The sequence below is a fragment of the Aromatoleum toluvorans genome, from assembly GCF_012910905.1.
Lineage (GTDB): Bacteria > Pseudomonadota > Gammaproteobacteria > Burkholderiales > Rhodocyclaceae > Aromatoleum > Aromatoleum toluvorans.
The window spans coordinates 156,309-175,806 of record NZ_WTVN01000001.1 but is presented as its reverse complement, the minus strand read 5'-3'; the positions used below and the strand labels follow the sequence as shown (position 1 = coordinate 175,806).

At 63.7% G+C, this 19,498-nt stretch carries 15 protein-coding genes; 8 read left to right on the top strand and 7 right to left on the bottom strand.

Annotated elements, in window-relative coordinates; translation table 11 throughout:
- The first annotated feature begins 95 nt into the window (after positions 1-95).
- The 5 genes from GPA22_RS00800 (at position 96) to GPA22_RS00780 (ending at position 7,662) form a co-directional block, all read left to right on the top strand.
- Positions 96-1,943 (top strand): DUF1302 domain-containing protein, encoded by a 1,848-nt coding sequence (locus tag GPA22_RS00800; protein ID WP_169254191.1) that lies wholly within the window; start codon positions 96-98, stop codon positions 1,941-1,943.
- A 134-nt stretch (positions 1,944-2,077) separates the two neighbouring features.
- Positions 2,078-3,421: a DUF1329 domain-containing protein gene (locus GPA22_RS00795; protein ID WP_211168859.1), complete on the top strand. Its 1,344-nt coding sequence runs from the start codon at positions 2,078-2,080 to the stop codon at positions 3,419-3,421.
- A gap of 111 nt (positions 3,422-3,532) precedes the next feature.
- Positions 3,533-4,699 (top strand): YCF48-related protein, encoded by a 1,167-nt coding sequence (locus tag GPA22_RS00790; protein ID WP_169254190.1) that lies wholly within the window; start codon positions 3,533-3,535, stop codon positions 4,697-4,699.
- A gap of 1 nt (position 4,700) precedes the next feature.
- The gene (locus tag GPA22_RS00785; protein WP_169254189.1) at positions 4,701-7,151 is read left to right on the top strand and encodes an efflux RND transporter permease subunit; all 2,451 of its coding nucleotides are present in this window, start codon (positions 4,701-4,703) and stop codon (positions 7,149-7,151) included.
- A 46-nt stretch (positions 7,152-7,197) separates the two neighbouring features.
- Complete coding sequence (locus tag GPA22_RS00780) at positions 7,198-7,662, top strand: VOC family protein (protein ID WP_169254188.1); 465 nt, start codon at positions 7,198-7,200, stop codon at positions 7,660-7,662.
- Positions 7,663-7,923: 261 nt separating this feature from the next.
- Here the strand turns inward: GPA22_RS00780 and GPA22_RS00775 are convergent, their stop codons facing one another.
- The 7 genes from GPA22_RS00775 to GPA22_RS00745 all read right to left on the bottom strand — a co-directional run bounded on the left by GPA22_RS00775 (position 7,924) and on the right by GPA22_RS00745 (position 16,621).
- Positions 7,924-8,373, bottom strand: coding sequence for a DUF3237 family protein (locus GPA22_RS00775; protein ID WP_169254187.1), 450 nt, complete (start codon positions 8,371-8,373; stop codon positions 7,924-7,926).
- 23 nt (positions 8,374-8,396) lie between these two features.
- Positions 8,397-9,575 carry an acetyl-CoA C-acetyltransferase gene (locus tag GPA22_RS00770; protein WP_169254186.1) on the bottom strand — a complete coding sequence of 393 codons (1,179 nt, stop codon included), beginning with the start codon at positions 9,573-9,575 and terminating at the stop codon, positions 8,397-8,399.
- 47 nt (positions 9,576-9,622) lie between these two features.
- Positions 9,623-10,405 (bottom strand): SDR family NAD(P)-dependent oxidoreductase, encoded by a 783-nt coding sequence (locus GPA22_RS00765; RefSeq protein WP_169254185.1) that lies wholly within the window; start codon positions 10,403-10,405, stop codon positions 9,623-9,625.
- Between the two features lie 42 nt (positions 10,406-10,447).
- On the bottom strand, positions 10,448-12,598 hold the full coding sequence (fadB, locus tag GPA22_RS00760) for a fatty acid oxidation complex subunit alpha FadB (protein ID WP_169254184.1): 2,151 nt from the start codon (positions 12,596-12,598) through the stop codon (positions 10,448-10,450).
- A gap of 92 nt (positions 12,599-12,690) precedes the next feature.
- Positions 12,691-13,947 (bottom strand): acetyl-CoA hydrolase/transferase family protein, encoded by a 1,257-nt coding sequence (locus GPA22_RS00755; RefSeq protein ID WP_169254183.1) that lies wholly within the window; start codon positions 13,945-13,947, stop codon positions 12,691-12,693.
- Positions 13,944-15,149, bottom strand: a complete 1,206-nt coding sequence (locus tag GPA22_RS00750; protein ID WP_169254182.1) for an acetyl-CoA acetyltransferase — start codon at positions 15,147-15,149, stop codon at positions 13,944-13,946. Before GPA22_RS00750 ends, GPA22_RS00755 begins: the two co-directional genes overlap by 4 nt.
- Positions 15,150-15,163: 14 nt before the next feature.
- Positions 15,164-16,621: a 3-oxoacyl-[acyl-carrier-protein] synthase III C-terminal domain-containing protein gene (locus tag GPA22_RS00745; RefSeq protein WP_169254181.1), complete on the bottom strand. Its 1,458-nt coding sequence runs from the start codon at positions 16,619-16,621 to the stop codon at positions 15,164-15,166.
- A 209-nt stretch (positions 16,622-16,830) separates the two neighbouring features.
- On the opposite strand from GPA22_RS00745, the gene GPA22_RS00740 reads away from it, so the two are divergent.
- The 3 genes from GPA22_RS00740 to GPA22_RS00730 are packed head-to-tail and all read left to right on the top strand — an operon-like array spanning position 16,831 to position 19,460.
- Positions 16,831-17,607, top strand: a complete 777-nt coding sequence (locus tag GPA22_RS00740; RefSeq protein ID WP_246263972.1) for an SDR family NAD(P)-dependent oxidoreductase — start codon at positions 16,831-16,833, stop codon at positions 17,605-17,607.
- Between the two features lie 19 nt (positions 17,608-17,626).
- Complete coding sequence (locus GPA22_RS00735) at positions 17,627-18,436, top strand: enoyl-CoA hydratase/isomerase family protein (protein ID WP_169254180.1); 810 nt, start codon at positions 17,627-17,629, stop codon at positions 18,434-18,436.
- Positions 18,429-19,460: an SDR family oxidoreductase gene (locus GPA22_RS00730; protein WP_343035910.1), complete on the top strand. Its 1,032-nt coding sequence runs from the start codon at positions 18,429-18,431 to the stop codon at positions 19,458-19,460. The genes GPA22_RS00735 and GPA22_RS00730 overlap by 8 nt, the downstream gene beginning before the upstream one ends.
- Positions 19,461-19,498 lie beyond the last annotated feature (38 nt).

The following is a 19,498-nucleotide window of genomic DNA, read 5'->3' as shown; positions in this document are numbered from 1 at the left end:
GCTCCTCCAGTGCGGCGTTAAACCTGTTGGATGCGGGCGATTCATGGGCTGTTCGCAAGAGCGGGCCTTCGGCTCGAACCACGAGGAGGAGTGTGATGTTGCTGAGCAGTGGCTTAAATGGGACCGGTAGGAAAGTCATGAGTGGGTATTGTCGTGTTGTGCCGTATGGCTTCGCCGTGGGGATCGCATGTGCATCCGGCGCGGCGCAGGCCGATGCGTTCGAACTCGACAATGGTGTTTCGGGGCGCTGGGGGCTGGATATGTCGCTAGCGTCGTCGTGGCGCACGCGAAACGCTGATTCGGCGCTTATCGGCAAGCAGAATGGTGGTTCGATGCCCTCGCAGTCTACGGACGACGGCAACCTGAATTATCGCAACCGAGGGGACAATTTTTCGACGATTGCCAAGGTGATCGGCGAGCTCAAGGTCGAAAAGGAGGGGTTCGGCGTGTTCCTGCGGGCCAAGGGGTGGTATGACTATGCGCAGAAGGACCGCGGAGTTCCCCACGGCAGCGTCGCCAACGACTATGCTGCTGGCAAACCTCTTGAAGACAGCCATTTCACCGACCGCCTGTCGCGCTTTAGCGGCATCGAAATGCTCGACTGGTACGCTTTTGGCAGCTTCGCTCCATCGGAAGGTTCTGATCTCGGCATCAAACTGGGCAGCCATGCGGTGAACTGGGGGGAAAGTCTGTTCATCGGTGGCGGCATCAATCAGTACAACCCGATTGACGTTGCCGCTGCACGGCGGCCAGGTGCCCAGGTGAAGGAAATCATTCTGCCGACGCCGCAGGTTTCAGCCAGTCTGGGTATTGCTGGTGTGAATGTGGAAGCTTTCTACAAATTGAAGACGCAGCGAAGTGTGCTGGAAGGCTGTGGCACGTACTGGAGTGCCAGCGACGGACTCAATTGCCGGGATTCTCAGTTTGGGTTCGTGAACCTCACCCCTGCCACCCCTGATCCATTGGCCTTGGCGGCCAATCTCGGCAAGATGACTGGCAAGAACGAATATCCGAGGGATTCTGGCTCGTACGGCATCGCCGCAAAGAAACTCGTCGGTGACGTTGACATCGGAGCGTATTACGTTAACTACACGACGACCGCGCCACGCATTAGCATCCTCAATGCACCGTCCACTGCCGGCGGGCCGCTATCGAGGGCGCCGTTAGGCGTACAGGGTTTCTGGGACTGGAGCGCCAACGATATCAAGGTCTTCGGGCTCAGTGCCGCGACCGAGGTTGGCGGGTGGTCGATGTTCGGCGAACTCAGCCATACCAAGGATTTCCCTGTTCAGATCAACGGTGCCGACCTGGTCGGCGGCTACGGTATCCAGAAAGGCGGCATTCTGGCCCAGACCAAGGGGCCTTTCGCCAGCATCCCGGCCGGCGCGGTGTTCCGTGGCTACGATCGAAAGGATAAGACGCAGATCCAAGTGTCGACTATCAAGTCGTTTGCTAATGTCGCTGGCGCTGACAACCTGTCCCTGTTGGGCGAGGTTGCCTACCAGCACTGGAGCGGAATCGGCAATCCGTTGACGTCGACTCGCTATGGCCGGGGCTTCGAATACGGCATTGCACCATGGTCTGTCAACGGGGTAAGCCGCAACTGTGTGTCCAACGGTTCATCTTCCCAAAATGCCGGGTGTGACGCGGACGGGTTTGCGACGACCAATGCCTGGGGTTATCGGCTGCTGGCTTCCTTGCAATACAACAATGTTGGCGGAGTCAACCTGACCCCGCGCGTGTTCTTCGCTCACGACGTGCGCGGATACTCGGCCGACAACATCTTCCTGGAAGGGCGCAAGACGCTTGGCCTGGGGGTGCGGGCTGAGTATCTGAAAAAATACTACGCCGACTTCAGCTACACGACCTATGCCCGTGAGACCAAGTACGACTCCTTCCGCGATCGCGACTTTGTCTCCCTTGTGATCGGCATGACCCTCTAACGGCGTCGTGGGGCGGTGCGAGGCCGCAACGGGTCTGCGCCGTGCACTGCGCAAACACTGGATCGTTTTGGCACGGCCGCTGGCGTGGCTGGCGGAATCCAGGGTATTCGTCAAACACTCAATTCGAGGACACCATGAAATTTCTGAAACTGACGATGTTGTGTGAATTTTTTCTGATCGCCGGTCTGGTCAGCGGAAGTGCCGCCGCCGCGGGCGATTTCTCCCGCCTCGGCAAGGAGCTGACGCCTTGGGGGGCGCCCAAAGCCGGCAACCAGGCTGGAACCGTTCCCGCTTGGGATGGCGGCATCCAGAAGGCGCCCGCCGGATTCGATCCGAAGAATGGCTACGTATCCCCGTTTGCCGATGAAAAGCCGCTCTATACCATCACCGCGACCAACTACCAGCAGTACGAAGCGCAATTGACCGCGGGCCACATCCAACTGCTGAAGCGATTCCCGAACTACAAGATCAACGTCTACCCCAGCCATCGCACGCATGCCCTGCCGAAGGAGCAGTACGAGGCGATTGCGAAGGAAGCGCCGAATGCCAAACTGAGCGCCGATGGCAACGGTTTCACCGGCACCCGGAAGTCTGCCGTGCCTTTCCCGTTTCCGCAGTCAGCCTACGAGGTCTACCACAACATGGTGATGCGTTGGCGGGGCGGCACTTACGACCGGGTCAGTACGGGATTTCCGGTGCAAGGTAACGGCCGCTTCACTCCGTCGAAGCGGAAAGAGGAAATCCTGTTCTCCAGCAACATAGACAATCCCCCGGAGAACCTCAATTACTACGGCATGATCACGTACACGGCGCCGTCGAGCATCGCCGGGGAGCTGGTGCTGGTCCATGAGCCCATCGATCAGAGCATCGAGTCCCGCCGGGCATGGGCGTACAACCCTGGAAGCCGTCGCGTGCTGCGCGCGCCGCAAATCGGCTTTGACAGTCCCTTGACCGGTTCGGATGGGTTGATGACCCAGGACGATTTCGATGGATTGAACGGATCGCCGGAACGCTTCGAGTGGAAACTGGTGGGAAAACGCGAAATGATCATCCCATACAACAACTTCAGGATGACGGACAAGGGCCTGAAATACACCGACATCGTCGGTGCGCAGACCGTCAACCAGGACTTGGTTCGCTACGAGACGCATCGGGTCTATGTCCTGGAAGCCACGCTGAAGCCTGGCGCCCGCCACATCTACAGCAAGCGGACGGTGCTCGTGGATGAGGACAGCTTCCAGGTGGCCCATGTGGATAACTACGACGGCCGCGGCGAATTGTGGCGTGCACACGAAGTGTTCGCAGTTTATGCCTACGATTGCCAGTGCACCTTCATGGCCGGTGATGTGAGTTACGACTTTCAGGCAGGGCGCTACGCAGTCTATGCCTTGACCAACGAGGAGCGGCCTGCGGTTTTCGGCAAGAGCTATAGACCCGAATACTTCACGCCCGACAACATGAAGCGTCTGGCGCGTTGAGCGCACGTCACGACCGGGCGCCGTGCCTCGCGGGGCGTGGCAGTAACGATCTCGGAGGGGGCGGCGGATGCCATCATCCGCTCGCCCACCTCGCTTATGGAGGGGGTGCCAGTGTTTTTTTTCCTCAAACATTCAAAACCCATCGGCGCGGCGGCTGTCCTGCTGGCGCTCGCCGCCAGCGCCTTTGCGACGGCCAGCACCGGTTTCGTCGACCCCCTGCAACTGATGGCGCGCCAGTCGGTCAAGGCCGCCGCCAGACTGATGCTCGATGTCGCGACGTTGAGCGACGGACGCTTGGTGGCCGTTGGCGAGCAGGGCACGATTATCCTGTCGGACGACCGCGGCCGGTCCTGGCGGCAGGCTGCGGTGCCCGTTTCGGTGAATCTGACTGCGACCTTCTTTGTCGACGCCGCATCCGGATGGGCGGCTGGCCATGACGGAGTGATCCTCGGCACAAAGGACGGTGGGTTGAACTGGGTCCGGTTGTTCGACGGCAATGCGGTCAACGAACAAATCGTCGCCGCTGCCGAGCGTCGTGTCAGGCAGGCGCGGGAGCGCAGCCAGGCGGCTGCTGCGACGCAGGCCGCGCAGGACGAACTCGACCGGGCCGAGGATGCGCTGGCGGATGCCGAGGCCGGGGCCCGCTTCGGGCCCTCCCGCCCGCTGTTCGGCATATGGTTCAAGGATGCCAAGCAAGGCTTCGTAGCCGGCGCCTTTGGCCAGTTGTTCCACACCGAGGACGGCGGCGCCAGCTGGCGCTACATCGGCGATCGGCTCGATAACCCCGAAGCCCTCCATTACAACGCTATCGTACCGACTCCTTCAGGGAAGATCGCAATCGTCGGTGAGGGGGGGCGCATCCATTTGTCGGCCGATGGCGGGCAGACCTGGCAGCGGCACGAAACCGGCTACGACGGGCAGTTGTATGGAATGCTGGCCTTACGCGACGCGGACGGCAGGGAGGTTTTCCTGGCCTACGGTTTCGGCGGGCGCATCCTCCTGTCGCGGGACGGGGGATTGCGTTGGAGTCAGGTCGATGCCGGGGTGAAGGCGAACATTGTGGACGGCTTCGTCGCCGCCGACGGTTCCGTCCGGCTGCTGACTGCCGGCGGACAAGTTTTTCGCGGCGGCAGCGACGGCAAACCGTTCGTGCCGGCGGGCTCGGATGGGGGGGCGGGCGTGCAGAAAAGGATCGCCGCGGCGATCCCGCTCCCCGACGGTTCGCTGGTGCTGGCAGGCATGGGCGGCATCCACCTAGTTTCCACGAACGGGAAGTGAAATGACAGACCTGAGTCCTCACGAACGCAAGGAATCGACTCCGCTGGAAGTCACGCCGCTGTCCGATGTCGATCTGGAGGCGCACCACGGTGCGCGCACGATCGCGGACTACGCCGAGCATCTGCTGTTTCACCGCAGGATATGGGTATTGGCGGTTTTCTGTGTTGCGTCGATATTCCTTGGCTGGCATGCGTCGAAGATCGGGCTGGAGGCGAGCTTCCAGAAAATGATCCCGGCCAGCCATCCGTACATCGAGAACTACCTCGTCTACGAGGACGATCTGCGCAAGATGGGCAACGTGCTGCGCATCGTCGTTGAGAACACCGGGGGCGACATCTACGACAAGGATTTCCTCCTCACCCTGAAGAAGATCAACGACGAGGTTTTCTACATTCCCGGTGTCGACCGCGGCAACATGAAGTCCTTGTGGACGCCCAATGTGTTCTGGCGCGAAGTGACCGTGGACGGCATCGTCGGCGGTCTCGTGGTACCCGACGATTTCGACGGGACGCCTGGCCACGTCGATCAGGTCAGGCGCAACGTGTCCCGCTCGGGCACCGTCGGCAGCCTGGTGGCCAACGATCATCGTTCCACCGTGATCCTGGTGCCGCTGCTCGAAAAAGATCCCCAGACCGGCGAGTCGCTCGATTACGGCCTGCTTTCGGAACGCCTGGAGCAACTAGTACGCGACAAGTATGCCGCCGAGGGCGTGCGCATCCACATTACCGGCTTTGCCAAGATCATGGGCGACTTGATCGAGGGCGTGCGCAGCATGGCCTTGTTCTTTGCTGTCACCTTCGTGCTCACGGTTGGCCTGCTGTATTTTTACTCGCGATGCTGGCGCAGCACCGCGTCGGTGATCTTCTGCTGCAGCCTGGCGGTGGTGTGGCAACTGGGGGTCGTGCGTCTGATGGGTTACGCGCTCGATCCCTATTCGACCCTGGTGCCTTTCCTGACCTTCGCGATCGGGGTCAGCCACGCGATCCAGAACATCAACACGATGGTGGCGGAGCGCCTGGGGGGGCTATCCAGCGTCGATGCGTCGAAGGCGACCTTCCGTCTGCTGTTTGTGCCCGGTTCGGTCGCCCTGCTGTGCAACGTGGTCGGTTTCTCCACCCTGCTGGTGATCGACATCGGCGTTATCCGGGAGCTGGCGATCAGCGCCTGCGTTGGGGTACTGGTCATCATCTTCACCAAGATCTTCCTGCTGCCGGTGATCATGTCCTATACCGGGATCTCGGAGCGGGGGTTGCAGCACCGCGCGCTCAAGGTAGGCGAGAAAAACAAGTCCCTGGTGCGGCGCGTGACCGGAGATTTCCTGTCCCGGCTGACCGAGCGGCGCTGGGCGCTGGGTGTCGTGCTGACCGGCATAGCGATTCTTGCTACATCGCTGTACATGGCGCGCGACCTGCGCATCGGCGATCTCGATCCTGGCGCGCCGGAACTGCGGGCGGACTCCCGCTACAACCGGGACGTCGGCTTCCTCAGTGCGAACTATGCCAACAGCGCCGACGTCTTCGTGGTCATGGTCAAGACCCGGCCGGACACCTGTGGCACCTACCCGGTGACCTCGGCGGTGGACCGCTTCCAGGCAGTCATGGGCGAGGTCGAAGGGGTGGTCGGCATACAGTCGCTGGTCACTGAGATGAAGGGCCTGAACGCTGCGCTCCAGGGTGGCAACCTGAAATGGTACGGGTTGTCGCGAGACGAATACATCTCCAGTGGCACGCTGAAGATGACGCGGCAGGACTTCTACAAGTACGACTGCTCGATGCTGTCGATCCTGCTGTTCCTGGAGGATCACAAGGCTGATACCTTGACGCGGGTGGTGGCCGCCGCGGAGGCGTTCGCCGCGGCGAACAACACCGAACATGCCGAGTTTCTCCTTGCTGCCGGCAATGCTGGCATCGAGGCGGTCACCAATATCGTGGTCAAGCGGGCGGAGCGCCTGATGTTGTTCCTGGTGTACGGCGTCGTCGCACTGCTGGTGTGGTGGGAGTTCAAGTCGTGGAAGGTGACTACGGCACTCATTCTGCCGCTTCTCATTACCTCGATCCTTTGCGAGGCGATCATGGCCAAACTCGGGCTCGGGGTCAAAGTGGCGACGCTGCCAGTGATCGTGCTGGGCGTGGGCATCGGCGTCGACTACGGTATCTATCTTTATAACCGACTCGAGAACTACCTCAGGATGGGGATGAGTCTCAAAGACGCCTATGGCGAAACCCTCAAGACCACCGGCGCAGCCATCGCGGTGACCGCCGTGACGCTGGCGCTGGGCGTGGCGACGTGGTTGTTTTCCGACATCAAGTTCCAAGCCGACATGGGACTGTTACTGGCGATCATGTTCCTGTGGAACATGGTGGGCGCCATCCTGATTATTCCCGCGGTACTGAGCCTGTTGCTGCCGGCAGCAGTGCGTGAAGGGTCGCCAGTGCAGCGTGCTGGCGGCTGAAGAAAGGGTCTTGCGTCAGGTTCGACGTTGCAGAGGAGATTGTGCGATGGATTTCCATCATATGTGCTTGGTGGTCAGTGACATGGACCAGGCGCTGGGGCTGTACCGGGATATCTTGGGCTTTTCGCCGTACATCGATACGGTCATTCCCGACAAGGATGAGGCTCTCTTTTCCCAAGACACACTGGACGATATCTTTCACGTCAGTGGCGCGCGGTCGCGCATGGTCATGCTGGCTTCCCCCACGGGAGCCAAGCTTGAATTGCAGCAGCCCGAGAACCCTCGGGTGCGCCAGACCCCGAGGGAGTATCTAGGCTATGACCATACCGGTATCAGGGAACTGGCCTTGCGCGTGAGTAACATTGATGAATGGTTTCAGACCATCCGTTCAGCGGGTTACGAAACACAGACCGGCTACGTTTGGGCGGTGGGCGGCGGGCGGCTTAAGTCGTTCCTGTTCCATGATCATGACGGGAATCTGGTGCAACTGGTCGAGGAGTTCACGCTCTGATACTCGTGAGGACGAAGCGGGAGCCGTTCAGGTCTGGCTCCCGAAGCTTGAGGCGATCCGGCTGGTTTTGTAGCCGCTGTAGAATGGTGCTCGCGGGCCCCCAATTTACAGCGGTTTACGGATTTGCTCCAGGTACTGCGGTGTGTAGAGTGAGTTCTACGATTGCGTCATGCCAGTCCGTTATGCCGCGATGGTCGACGAATCCCTTCCTCTGAGGATGAAGCAGTAAGCCGCCCAAGGGCGGCTTACTGGCGCGGCGCCTCAAGTCACTCGGTAGATCTCCCAGCAAACGGTGTGTCCAGGGAGGATTCGACCACGTCCGACAAATACCGATTGCGTCAGCCAGATATAGCGGGGGTCGTCGGTTTCGAAGCGCGGTGTGCTGCGAAAATAGATATCCTCAAAGGCAGTCTCGCCGCCTTCGCGACTCGCAGCCGAGTACTTCTCGTTATATTCGAGGACGCCGAGATACTGGGCGTAGATCACGCATCCGTCGTGGGTGCGAAATTGCGCGCGCACGTCGATCCGGCCCCAGCCGTCGGGGCCGTCGAGTATCCAGTCATACGCGCCTTCCAGCACTTCACCGTTGAGCTTGGGGCCGTTGATTATCCCAGCGCCACAGCGCGCGATCCGGCGCTTGCCGAAAGGCCCACCTACGTGCTGGAGATCGATAACCGAAGCGCTGTAGCTGAAGACATATTCGAGTTCCACCGTGGGTTTCCTCCAGTATGCTGTCAGCAGCGTTCGATGATGGTGACGTTGGCCATGCCGCCGCCTTCACACATGGTCTGCAGGCCGTAACGCTTGCCGCGCTGTTTGAGGGCGTTGATCAGGGTAGTCATCAGCTTGGTGCCGGACGCCCCGAGGGGGTGGCCCAGGGCGATCGCGCCCCCGTTCACGTTCAGGCGTTCGGGGTCGGCACCGATGGCTTTCAACCATGCCAGCGGCACCGGCGCGAAGGCTTCGTTGACTTCGTACAGGTCGATGTCGGCGATCTTCATGCCGGCCTTGCGCAGCGCCGCCTCGGTGGCCGCCAGCGGCGCTTCGAGCATGATCCACGGATCGCCGCCCAGCACGCTCATGTGGTGCACCCGGGCCAGGGGCGTCAGGCCGAGGGTCTTGAGGGCGCGCTCGCTGACCACCATGACGCCGCTGGCGCCGTCGCAGACCTGGCTGGCGGTCGCCGCGGAGATGCTGCCGCCCTCGGTCAGCAGCTTGACGGCGTGGATGCTTTCCAGCGTCGCGTCGAAGCGGATGCCTTCGTCGACAGTATGCTGCTCGCCGGGCCGCGTGCCGTCGGCGAGGCGCACCTTGACGGGCAGGATTTCTTCGGCGAAGCGCCCCGCGCGGGTGGCTTCGATTGCCTTCTGGGTGGTTGCGTAGGCGAAGCGTTCCAGGTCGTCGCGGGAGAATCCGTGCTTGCGGGCGATGAGTTCCGCCCCGATGAACTGGCTGAAATCGCCCTCAGGATAGCGCCGGCGGATTTCCGGGCTCATGTATTCGCCGAGGCCGTTCTCCAGGGCGAGCTTCTGCGGCACGAACATCGGCACCCGGCTCATCGCTTCCACGCCCGCCGCGATCACCACGTCCATGGTGCCGGACATCACCGCCTGCGCGGCGAAGTGCAGGGCCTGCTGCGACGAGCCGCACTGCCGGTCCAGCGTGGTGCCGGGCACGGATTCCGGCAGGCGCGAGGCGAGCACGGCATTGCGGCCGATGTTGTTGGATTGCTCGCCGGCCTGCTGCACGCAGCCCATGATGACGTCCTCGACCGCGGCCGGGTCGATCCCGCTGCGGTCGAGCAAGGCGTCGAGAACCGTTGCCGCCAGTTCGACCGGGTGCCAGCCGGACAGGCGTCCTCCCCTGCGGCCGCCGGCGGTGCGTACCGCGGCGACGATATAAGCTTCAGCCATGTGTTTTCTCCAGTAAATGGTCGATCGAAAAAGAGCGAAACGCCGATTCAGCGGGGCGACATGCGGATTGCACCGTCGAGACGAACGGATTCGCCGTTGAAGTAGGTGGTGGTGATCATGGTTTCGGCGACCGCGGCGAATTCGTCGGGGCGGCCGAAGCGTTTGGGGAAGGGGACCGAAGCGGCCAGGGCTTCCCTCACGTTGTCGGGGGTGCCTTGCAACAGCGGGGTGTCGAAAATCCCCGGCATGATGGTATTGATGCGAATGCCGTCGTTCATCAGGTCGCGCGCGACCGGCAGGGTGATGCCGACGATGGCGGCCTTCGAGGCTGCATAGGCGGCCTGGCCGATCTGCCCGTCCTGGGCAGCGACCGAGGAGGTGTTGACGATGACGCCGCGCTCGCCGTCCTCGAGCGGGGGCAACGTGAGCATGCCGGCGGACGCCTTGGCGATGCAGCGGAAAGCGCCGATCAGGTTGACCTGGATCACCCGTTCGAAGAGATCCAGCGGAAAGTGCCGGGTCTCGCCACTGGCCTTGTCCCGACTGGCGGTCTTCGCCGCGCCACCGATGCCGGCGCAGTTGACCAGGATGCGTTCCTGCCCGTGAGCTGCGCGGGCTTTGGCGAAGGCGGTATCGACTTGTGCCTCGTTGGTGACGTTGACCGTGCAGAAGAGGCCGCCGATTTCCCGTGCCAGGGCTTCGCCGAGGGTCTCGTTGAGATCGAACAGCGCAACTTTGACGCCTTGCGCGGCGAGCCGGCGCGCCACGGCGGCGCCGAGTCCGGAGGCGCCGCCGGTGACGACGGCCGATAGGGTGGAATCAAGTTTCATGGGAAATCCTTTCGAGTGGGGGGGGCAGTTCCGCCACAGGCGTCAGGCGGGATGGAATTTCTGCCGGGCGGCGGCCAGTGCGCGCATCTGCCCGGTCGATTCATAGTGGCGGCCGAGCGTCGCGTAGTGATCGCACTGGCGAACCACATGGTCGAGGCCGATCCAATCAGCATATTTCAACGGGCCGCCGAGGTGGGCCGGAAACCCGAGGCCGAGCAGCAGGGCCATGTCCAGTTCGCCGGCGCTTGCCACCACGCCGTCGGCCAGGGCGTGGGCGGCCTCGACGATCATCGGCAGCATCAAGCGTTCGACGATTTCGGTGTCGGAGAAGGCGCGGGGGGCGGTGGGCTGGATCGTCGCCAGCAGCGCATAGGTTTCATCGCTCACGGATTTGCGCGGTTTGCCGGCGGCGTCCGTGTCGTAGTGGTAGAAGCCGGCGCCGTTCTTCTGGCCGTAGCGTTTGTGCGCCACCATCAGGCGCACCGCGTCATGTTCCGGCAGGGCCATGCGCTGCGGATAGCCGGCGCTGATCACCTGCCAGACGTGGGCGCCGGTGTCCATGCCGATCACATCCTGCAGCCAGGCCGGCCCCATCGGCCAGCCGAAAGCCTCCATCACCCGGTCCACCTGGGCGAAATCGGCTCCTTCGGCCAGCAGTTGCAGGAAGGCGATGACGTAGGGGGTCAGTATCCGGTTGACCAGGAAGCCTGGACAGTCCTTCACCACGATCGGCGTCTTGCCCATCGCGACGGCATAGGCCACGGCCGTGGATACCGTCTCGGCACGGGTCCGGCTGCCCTGCACGACTTCGACCAGGGCCATGGCGGGCACCGGATTGAAGAAATGCATGCCGACCAGGTTCTCGGGGCGGGCCAGGGCCTGGGCGATGTCGTCGATCAGCAGGCTCGAGGTGTTGCTGGCGATGATGGCGTCGCTACGCAGCCGGGGTTCCAGGGCCGCCAGCACTTCGCGCTTGGTTTCGAGACGTTCGACGATGGCTTCGATCACGATGTCCACGTTATCGAAGCCGGCGTCGTTCAACTGCGGGACGAGACTGTCGCGCACGGTCTTGGCCCGGGCCGCGTCCAGCCGGCCGCCCTTGATCTGCCGCGCTAACTGGCGGTCCACCTCGGCCATGCCGAGATCGAGTTGGGCCGGCGCGAGGTCTTTCAGGCGGGTCGGGATGCTGCGCAAGGCACTGGTAAAGGCAATGCCGCCGCCCATGATGCCGGCGCCGAGCACCGCTGCTTGCTTGATCGGGCGGCCGTCGCGGCCGTGCTGGCGGAACAGCTTCTTGAGCGCCTGTTCATTGTGAAAAGTCTGGATCAGGGCGTCCGCAGCCTGGGTTTTCGCCACCTGGGCGAAACTTTCGGCTTCCTGGGCCAACGCGGCATCGCGGGGCTGTGCCGCCGCCCGCGCCATCAGGTCGAGGGCGACCAGGGCCGCCGGCTGGTGTTTCGGACTGCGGGCGGCGATGTCCCCCCGGCGGGCTAGCAATGCCGCCTGCTGTCGGGCGGCTTCATCGGCAGGCAGGAGGCGCTTGCGGGCCTGGCGCTGGCGCCAGTCGATGGCCCCGTCGCGGGCCTGGCGCAGCAGCCCGAGGGCGGTCGCGCGTAGTTCCGGCGCGGTGCAGACCGTATCGACCAGGCCCGCGGCCTGCGCCGCCGGCGCGGTGAGCGGCTTGCCGCCGGTGATCAGGTCCAGCGCGACATCGGCGCCGGCGATGCGCGGCGTGCGCAGCGTTCCGCCCAGGCCGGGAATCAGGCCCAGCTTGACTTCCGGCAGGCCGATCAGGGCGTCGGCCGAGATTGCCCGTAGCGCCGCCGCCAAGGTCAGTTCCATGCCGCCGCCGAGGGCTATGCCGTTGATCGCCGCCACGCTGGGAACGGCGAGGTCCTCCAGGCCGATGAAGCCCCGGTTGAGTTTCAGGTTGCGCGCCGCCAGGTCGGCCTCCGAGAGGCGAAAGGCCGCGGCGAATTCGTTGATGTCGGCGCCGACCACGAATACGCTCTTGGCGCTGGTGATGAGGACGCCGGTGATCGTGCCGTCGGCGGCGATCGATGCGACGGCTTGCGCCAGTTCGTCAAGGGTGCGTTCGTCGAACTTGTTGATGGCGTCTTCGTTCCGGTCAAAGCAGAGCTCGACGAAGCCTTCCTCGATCCGTTGCAACCTGATGCTGTTTCCCTGAAACACAACGATTCTCCTTGTTGGGGTCGGACCTGGGGCCGGGCAAAACGCCAATTTAGGGCGGTCGGCCGTAGACTTTCACCGTCGGAAGCGACGATTCAGAGACGCTGCGCGAAGGCATCCCAGGCTTCCTGCAGGGAGGCGCGGAAGGTCGGCGCGGCGATGCCGATCAGGGCCTGCGCCCTTTGGTGGACGCTTGCGCCGCGCAGATCGGCGACACCGAATTCGGTGACCACCAGGTCGACGTCGATGCGGGACAGCGATGAAATGGAAAGGTCCCCCAGGCAGGGCACGATGCGCGAAGCGGTGCCGCGCTTGTAGGTGGCGTTGAGGGCGACGATGCTGCTGCCTTTGGCTGCGAGACGGGCCGCCCGGGCGAAGTCCGGGGCGCCGCCGGCACCGCTGACCGCCTGGCCTTCGGCGTGTTCCAGGTTGCATTGGCCGAACAGATCCACTTCGAGGGCCGAGTTGACCGCGACGAAGCGCTGCTGGGCGAGCAGGTTGCGTGCATCGTGGGTCACTTCACAGCCGAGTACGCGCAGCGGCGCGAACCCGGTGGCCCAGGCGTAGAGGTCGCGGCTGCCGGCGACGACGCAGGCGGTATGGGCGAAGTCGAGGTCCAGGGCTCCGGCCTCGGCGAGGTCCCGCATGCCGTCGGAGAGCATGCCGGAAAACAGCCGCAGACGCCGATGATTGCGCAAGGCGCCGGCCAGTGCGGTGGGCACCTTGCCCAGTCCCATCTGCAAGGTGCTGCCATCCTTCACCAGCGCCGCGATGTGGCAGGCGATGGCACGGGTCGGCGCGTCGGTGTCGGTGCGGTACTCGGGCAGCGCCGAGTCGATCTCGCAGACGTAATCGAAGCGATCGTAAGGTAAGGCGGCGGCGCCCGGGATGCGCGGCAGGCGCGGATTGATCAAGGCCAGCACCTGGCGGCTCTGGCGCACGGCCAGCGGCAGGAATTCCACGGACGGTCCGAGGGAGCAATTGCCGGCCGCATCCGGGGGGGTGACCTGGAACACGATCAGGTCGAAGTCCGCGTTGTCCTGCAGGTGGCGCACGAAACCGCCGTAGCTCATGGGCAGCAGGCGATAACGCCCGGCGCGTTGCGCCTCGCGCAACGCCGGTTGCATGAACAGGCCGCTGACGACGGCACTGGGATGGAGTCTATCGACGTCGAAGGGGATGTCGATGCCGGGCGCGATGCTGGTCAGGATGTGCAGATCGCGGCTGCGCTCCGGCCGGTTCTGCAAGTCGGCGAGAAAGGCGACGGGTACCGCGATCCCGCCCGGCACATACACGGATGCGCCGGGCGCCAGAATGTCGGCCAGGCGATCGGCGGAGAGGGCGCGGTTCATTTGCCGCCGTGTAGGCCGAGAATGGAAATCGCGGCGATGCCGAGATAGGGTACGCCGCCCAGGTTGTGGGTCAGGCCGATGCTCGGATTGCTCAACTGCCGCTCGCCGGCCCGTCCCTGCAACTGGTTGTAGATTTCATAGGCCATGCGCAGGCCGGAGGCGGCGATCGGGTGGCCGAAGCACTTGAGCCCGCCGTCCACCTGGCAGGGCAGGCCGCCATCGCGGTCGAAAAAGCCGTCGAGGATGTCGTGCACCGCGCCGCCGTCGGGAGAAACGAACAGATCCTCCATCGTCGACAGTTCAGTGATCGAGAAGCAGTCGTGCACTTCCATCAGGCTCAGTTCCGAGCGCGGGTCCTTGATGCCGGCTTCCGCGTAGGCTTTTTGCGCCGCCGCCCGGGTGGTGCGCACATAGCTGCCGTCCCACTGGGAGGTGCCCGACTCGACGCCGGAACCGATCGCCAACTGGATGGACTTGATCGTGACCATGTCCTTGCGCCCCAGGGCGCGGGCGATTTCGGGGGTGGTGACGATCGCCGCCGCGGCGCCGTCGCTGACCCCGCAGCAGTCGTAGAGGCCGAGCGGGTCTGCGATCATGGGGGCGCCGAGGATCTGCTCCATGCTGACCGCCTTGCGCAGATGGGCCTTCGGACTGAGCATTCCGTTCTGATGGCTTTTCCATGAAACGTGCGCCATCGCCCGCTTCAGATCTTCCTTGCTGGTGCCGTGCCTGGCCCGGTAGCCGGCGGCCAGTTGGGCAAAGCCCGCCGGCGTCGAGCCCAGGGGAAGCCACAGGTCGTTGAAGGTTCCCTTGTAGACGAAAGGCAGGCCGCCGTAGCCGGTGTCCTTCAGCTTCTCCGCGCCGATCGCCAGGGCGAAATCCACCGCGCCGCTGGCCACCGCATAGGCGGCGGCGCGCAGCACCTCGCTGCCGGTGGCGCACATGTTCTCCATGTGGCTCACCGGAATGCCGTCCAGCCGCAGCGCCATCGAGGCGGGGATGGCCGAGTTGCCGACGCTGATCGGATCGGAGCAGGAGCCATACCAGGCCGCCTCGATCTGTTTACGTTCGATGCCCGCATCGAGCAGGGCTTCCTCGAAGGCTTCCGCCAGCAATTCGGAGGGGCCGACGTCCCAGCGTTCGCCGAACTTCGAGCAGCCCATGCCGATGATGGCGACCTTGTCCTTGATTCCCGTTGCCATGAAATGTTCTCTCCTCAAGCCTGAAGCGGCGTGGCCTTCCAGAAATAGCGCGGATAGCCGCGTGTCTTGTCGACATCCTTGACGCGGAACACCATGCGCAGCGGTGTGCCCACTTCCAGGCCGACGGCGCCGACATCGACCATTTCCATGAGCAGGCGCGCGCCCTGTTCGAACTGCACGAAACCGACGTACAGCGGCGGCGCCGGGTGATAGCTGAGCCAGTCGCCGGTATGGGTGAGGACCTGGGCAGGCTCGTCGAACAACGGATGCGGATCGAAGTTCGCACGCGGCGCGTTGCACCCGGGGGTCACGCAGTAAGTCAATTGTGGAAACTGGATAGTGCCGCAAGCGCGGCAGCGCCCGGCGACGAAGCCGGAGAGCTGATCGCTGGAGCGATATTGCTCGGTGAGCGCGGTCTTGATCGATTTCTCGCCACGCATGCCCCATTCCAGCTCGATCGCATTTTCATAGGAGGCGAGGCGCAGGTAGGCGTCGTGGTTCTGCCCGTCAGCCAACGCGCCGCCGACGCCGCGGCGCGGTGCGAACGACGCAAGGGCTTCGGTGGTGCGCAGCACCAGCACGTCGACGCCCTGGCCGAAGCCAACCAGAACCAGGGTCTGGCCGGGTTTGGCCCGTTCCAGCGCATGGGCGAGCATGAGCAGGCCGTGAGCCGCGCCGCTGTAGCCGCAGTCGGCTTCGAGGCTGTCGCTCTCTGCTTCCGGAACGATGCCGAGTTTCTTGATGACCGCCGAAGCGACGCCCTTGAACGGCGCCGCCAGGATGAAATGATCGACAGCGGCCGCCGCAACCCCGGCTTGCTGCAACGCGGCCCGTACCGCCTCGACGACCAGCTTCATATAGCCCTCGTCGCGGACCCAGCGCTCTTCCCAGTAATAGTCGTAGCGGGCGCCGTCGCTGCGGAAGTGGTCGACGAACAATGCCGTGCGGCTGGTGGAGGCGAGCAGGGTGGCGATGACTTCGTCACTGCCGAGCGTAAACGCGCCGGCGCCGGCGCCGAAACCGATCTCCTGGCTGCTGGCCGGCTTGCCGCGCGGACGATCGCTGGCGATGAACAAGGCCGGTGCGTCGCTCTGGCGCAGGGCGGCGATCAGTCCGCTGGTGGTGGCGCGCTGCGAGTGCCCCACGTCGAGGGTGCGCACCGACGGCGCCAGCCCCAGGGCGCCGGCCACGATGGTGCTGTTCTGCAGGTCGGCGAAGGGCAGCGTCGTCGAAGCCAGGGTGAGCGAGGCGATCGCCTCGCGCGGGCGGTTTGCGAGTGCGTCGCGGGCCGCTTCGACCGCCAGCGTGATGCTGTCTTCATCCCAACTGCAAAAGGCCCGTCGGCCCTTGGCCTGGGAGCGCAGGCCGGGGGCCATCCATTGGTGGGCCGCGGCAATCGCCGCGCGTTGCATGCGCAAACGCGGAATATAGCCGCCAAAACCGGTGATGCCGAATGTTCGGGTCGTGGACATCGTTTGTCTATCCTCGTCTTGCCTGGTTTTCGTTGGCTTGCAGTGTCCCTTTTCGTTTTGTTTGTGCGCATCGTCCGATCCGACATTTGCGAACGCTTGCGCGAAATATCCTTTCCGACGACGGCATAGACACGTCGCCGCACTTCTCTGTCGTTTCGGACGATTCCAAATACTCGCCGACTCCCTAATCTGGCGTCGGTGTAGTTCTCATGTCTTCAACCAAAGGAAAAACCGAAATGACTCAAAAAGTAGCGTTTGTAAGTGGATCCGGGCGCGGCATCGGGCGCGCGATTGCAATTGCCTTGGCGGAAAGCGGCCATGCCGTCGCGGTGGGTGACCTGCGCGAGCCAGAAGGCAACGAAACGGTCGAGTTGATCCGCAAGGCAGGCGGCAAGGCCTTGTTCGTGCCGCTCGATGTGGCCGATTCGGCGTCGGTGCAGGCCGCGTTGAAGCGGGCCGTGGATGAACTGGGGCCGGTCGACGTACTGGTGAACAACGCCGGCTGGGATGAGCTGAAGCCCTTTACCGACACCAACGAGGCTTTCTGGCAGAAAGTGGTCGATATCAACTACCTCGGGACCTTGCGCCTGATCCATGCGGTCCTGCCCGGCATGCTGGAGCGCAAGTGGGGGCGGATCATCAGCATCAGTTCGGATGCCGCTCGGGTGGGATCTTCCTTCGAGGCCGTCTATTCCGGCGCCAAGGGCGCGATCATTTCCTTCACCAAGACGCTGGCGCGGGAAGTGGCGCGCAAGGGCGTGACCGCCAATTCGGTGTGCCCCGGCCCGACCCGGACGCCGGGGTTCGAGTCGGTGGTGGACCCGACCAACGCCAAGCTGCTCGAATCCATGGTCAAGTCCGTACCCCTCGGCCGCCTCGGCGAGCCGGAGGACATCGCCGCCGCGGTGGTCTACCTGGCTTCCGAGCGGGCCGGCTACGTGACGGGGCAGACGCTGTCCGTCAGTGGCGGGCTGACGATGGCCTGAGCGCCGAAGGAGGCCATCGATGCTCGGACAACATGTTTCCCCGGCTGACGCGGATGCGGTCCTGTACGCCCTGGACAGCCACGGGGTAGTGACCGTTTCGCTCAACCGGCCGGCGTCGCGCAACGCCATCGACGACGAACTGGTCGATGGCCTCCTCGCGGCGCTGGCGCGGGTCGAGAACGAGCCGGCGGCGCGCTGCGTTGTGCTCGCTTCGACCCATGACAAGGTCTTTTCCGCCGGCGGCAATCTCAAGGGCTTCGCCGCCGAGGAAAGCCTCCTCGACAAGCACGCCCGCAACGGCCGCTTCCCCGGCGTCATCGAAGCGATGATGAAGCTCAAGGTGCCAATTTTGTGCGCCTTGAGCGGCCATGCCCTAGCCGGCGGTCTGGGGCTGGCGATGGCCTGCGACCTGGTGCTCGCCAAGGAAGGCATCCGCGTCGGCACCCCGGAGATCAACGTCGGCGTCTTCCCGTTCATGATTTCCACGCTGATGCTGCGCAACATCCCGCGCAAGCGGGTGTCGGAGCTGGTTTTCCTCGGCGATCAATTGACCGCTGAGGAGGCGCTGGAACTCGGCATCGTCAACCGGGTGGTCGCCGCCGATCGCTTCGCCGAAACGGTGACCGACTGGTCGCAACGGCTGGCCGCCAAATCTCCCTTGATGCTCAAGCTGGGCAAGCGGGCCCTGTTCGAAACCCAGGATCTGTCCCTGGAGAGTGCGCTCGTCCTGTTGCAGCACTACCTGACGCTGGCTCAGGGCACGGACGACGTGAAGGAGGGCGTGGCCGCCTTCATGGAAAAGCGTCCGCCGGTCTGGCGCGGTGCATGAACAGGCCGTTGAAGATTGTCGCTTTCGACGACGGGTTCCTTACAACTTGTCGGCAACATGGTCTCGGGTCGAACGCCTTGTTGCAGGTCGTATCTCGGACCGGTTCATCCAGTCGGATGCCAGCGTCAAGCAGATTATGGAGGAAGAGATGAGTACAAATTCATATCGTTCGGTTTTCCGTCCCGGCCTGTTTGCTGGGCAGGTGGCCATCGTCACCGGCGGCGGTAGCGGCATCGGGCGTTGCACGGCTCATGAACTGGCGTCCTTGGGAGCGAGGGTCGCCATTGTCGGACGCGATGCCGAAAAGCTTCAGAAAGTCCGCGGCGAACTGTTGGATGGCGGGGCGGATGCCGAAATCTATGCCTGTGACATCCGCGACGAGGAGGGTGTGCGCGAACTCGTCGCCGGCGTGATCAAGCGCTTCGGCCGTATCGACCACCTGGTCAACAACGCTGGCGGCCAATATGCGACGCCGTTGGAACGCATCTCGAAAAATGGCTGGGAGGCGGTCATCAGCGCCAACCTCACTGGTGGCTTCCTGATGGGCCGGGAATGCTATCTGCAATGGATGCAAGAGCATGGCGGCGCGATCGTGAACATGGCTGCTGACATGTGGAACGGCATGCCCGAGATGGCCCATTCCGGCGCGGCCCGGGCCGGGATGGTCAATTTCACCATGACCGCCGCGCTGGAGTGGGGTGCCGCCAACGTGCGCGTCAACGCGGTTGCGCCGGGCCTGGTGTTCTCGTCCGGCGTCGATAGCTATCCGCCGGCCATCCAGGAGCGGTTGCTGCGCTTCAAGAACGACGTGCCGCTGGGGCGTACGGGGACGGAGGCCGAGGTGTCGGCAGCCATCGTCTTCCTGCTGTCCGAGGGCGCCGCCTACATTTCCGGCGCGACGATCTGCATCGACGGTGCCTTCGCCATGGCCACGCCCAATTACACCTTGCCGGCGAGGAAAACCACCTCGCCCGTCTATGACGGATTCCATCTGTCCACGCCGCCCAAGTTGGCAAGGGGGTGATGTGCTTCGATCCGTGCAACCCAGCATTCAGGAATGAT

Bases quoted from the DNA above. Each gene is read 5' to 3' on its own strand.
- GPA22_RS00755 (WP_169254183.1), bottom strand. From the start codon at position 13,947: ATGAACCGCGCCCTCTCCGCCGATCGCCTGGCCGACATTCTGGCGCCC.
- GPA22_RS00740 (WP_246263972.1), top strand. From the start codon at position 16,831: ATGTCTTCAACCAAAGGAAAAACCGAAATGACTCAAAAAGTAGCGTTT.
- GPA22_RS00750 (WP_169254182.1), bottom strand. From the start codon at position 15,149: ATGGCAACGGGAATCAAGGACAAGGTCGCCATCATCGGCATGGGCTGC.
- GPA22_RS00785 (WP_169254189.1), top strand. From the start codon at position 4,701: ATGACAGACCTGAGTCCTCACGAACGCAAGGAATCGACTCCGCTGGAA.
- GPA22_RS00745 (WP_169254181.1), bottom strand. From the start codon at position 16,621: ATGTCCACGACCCGAACATTCGGCATCACCGGTTTTGGCGGCTATATT.
- GPA22_RS00735 (WP_169254180.1), top strand. From the start codon at position 17,627: ATGCTCGGACAACATGTTTCCCCGGCTGACGCGGATGCGGTCCTGTAC.
- GPA22_RS00770 (WP_169254186.1), bottom strand. From the start codon at position 9,575: ATGGCTGAAGCTTATATCGTCGCCGCGGTACGCACCGCCGGCGGCCGC.
- GPA22_RS00780 (WP_169254188.1), top strand. From the start codon at position 7,198: ATGGATTTCCATCATATGTGCTTGGTGGTCAGTGACATGGACCAGGCG.
- GPA22_RS00800 (WP_169254191.1), top strand. From the start codon at position 96: ATGTTGCTGAGCAGTGGCTTAAATGGGACCGGTAGGAAAGTCATGAGT.
- GPA22_RS00765 (WP_169254185.1), bottom strand. From the start codon at position 10,405: ATGAAACTTGATTCCACCCTATCGGCCGTCGTCACCGGCGGCGCCTCC.
- GPA22_RS00795 (WP_211168859.1), top strand. From the start codon at position 2,078: ATGAAATTTCTGAAACTGACGATGTTGTGTGAATTTTTTCTGATCGCC.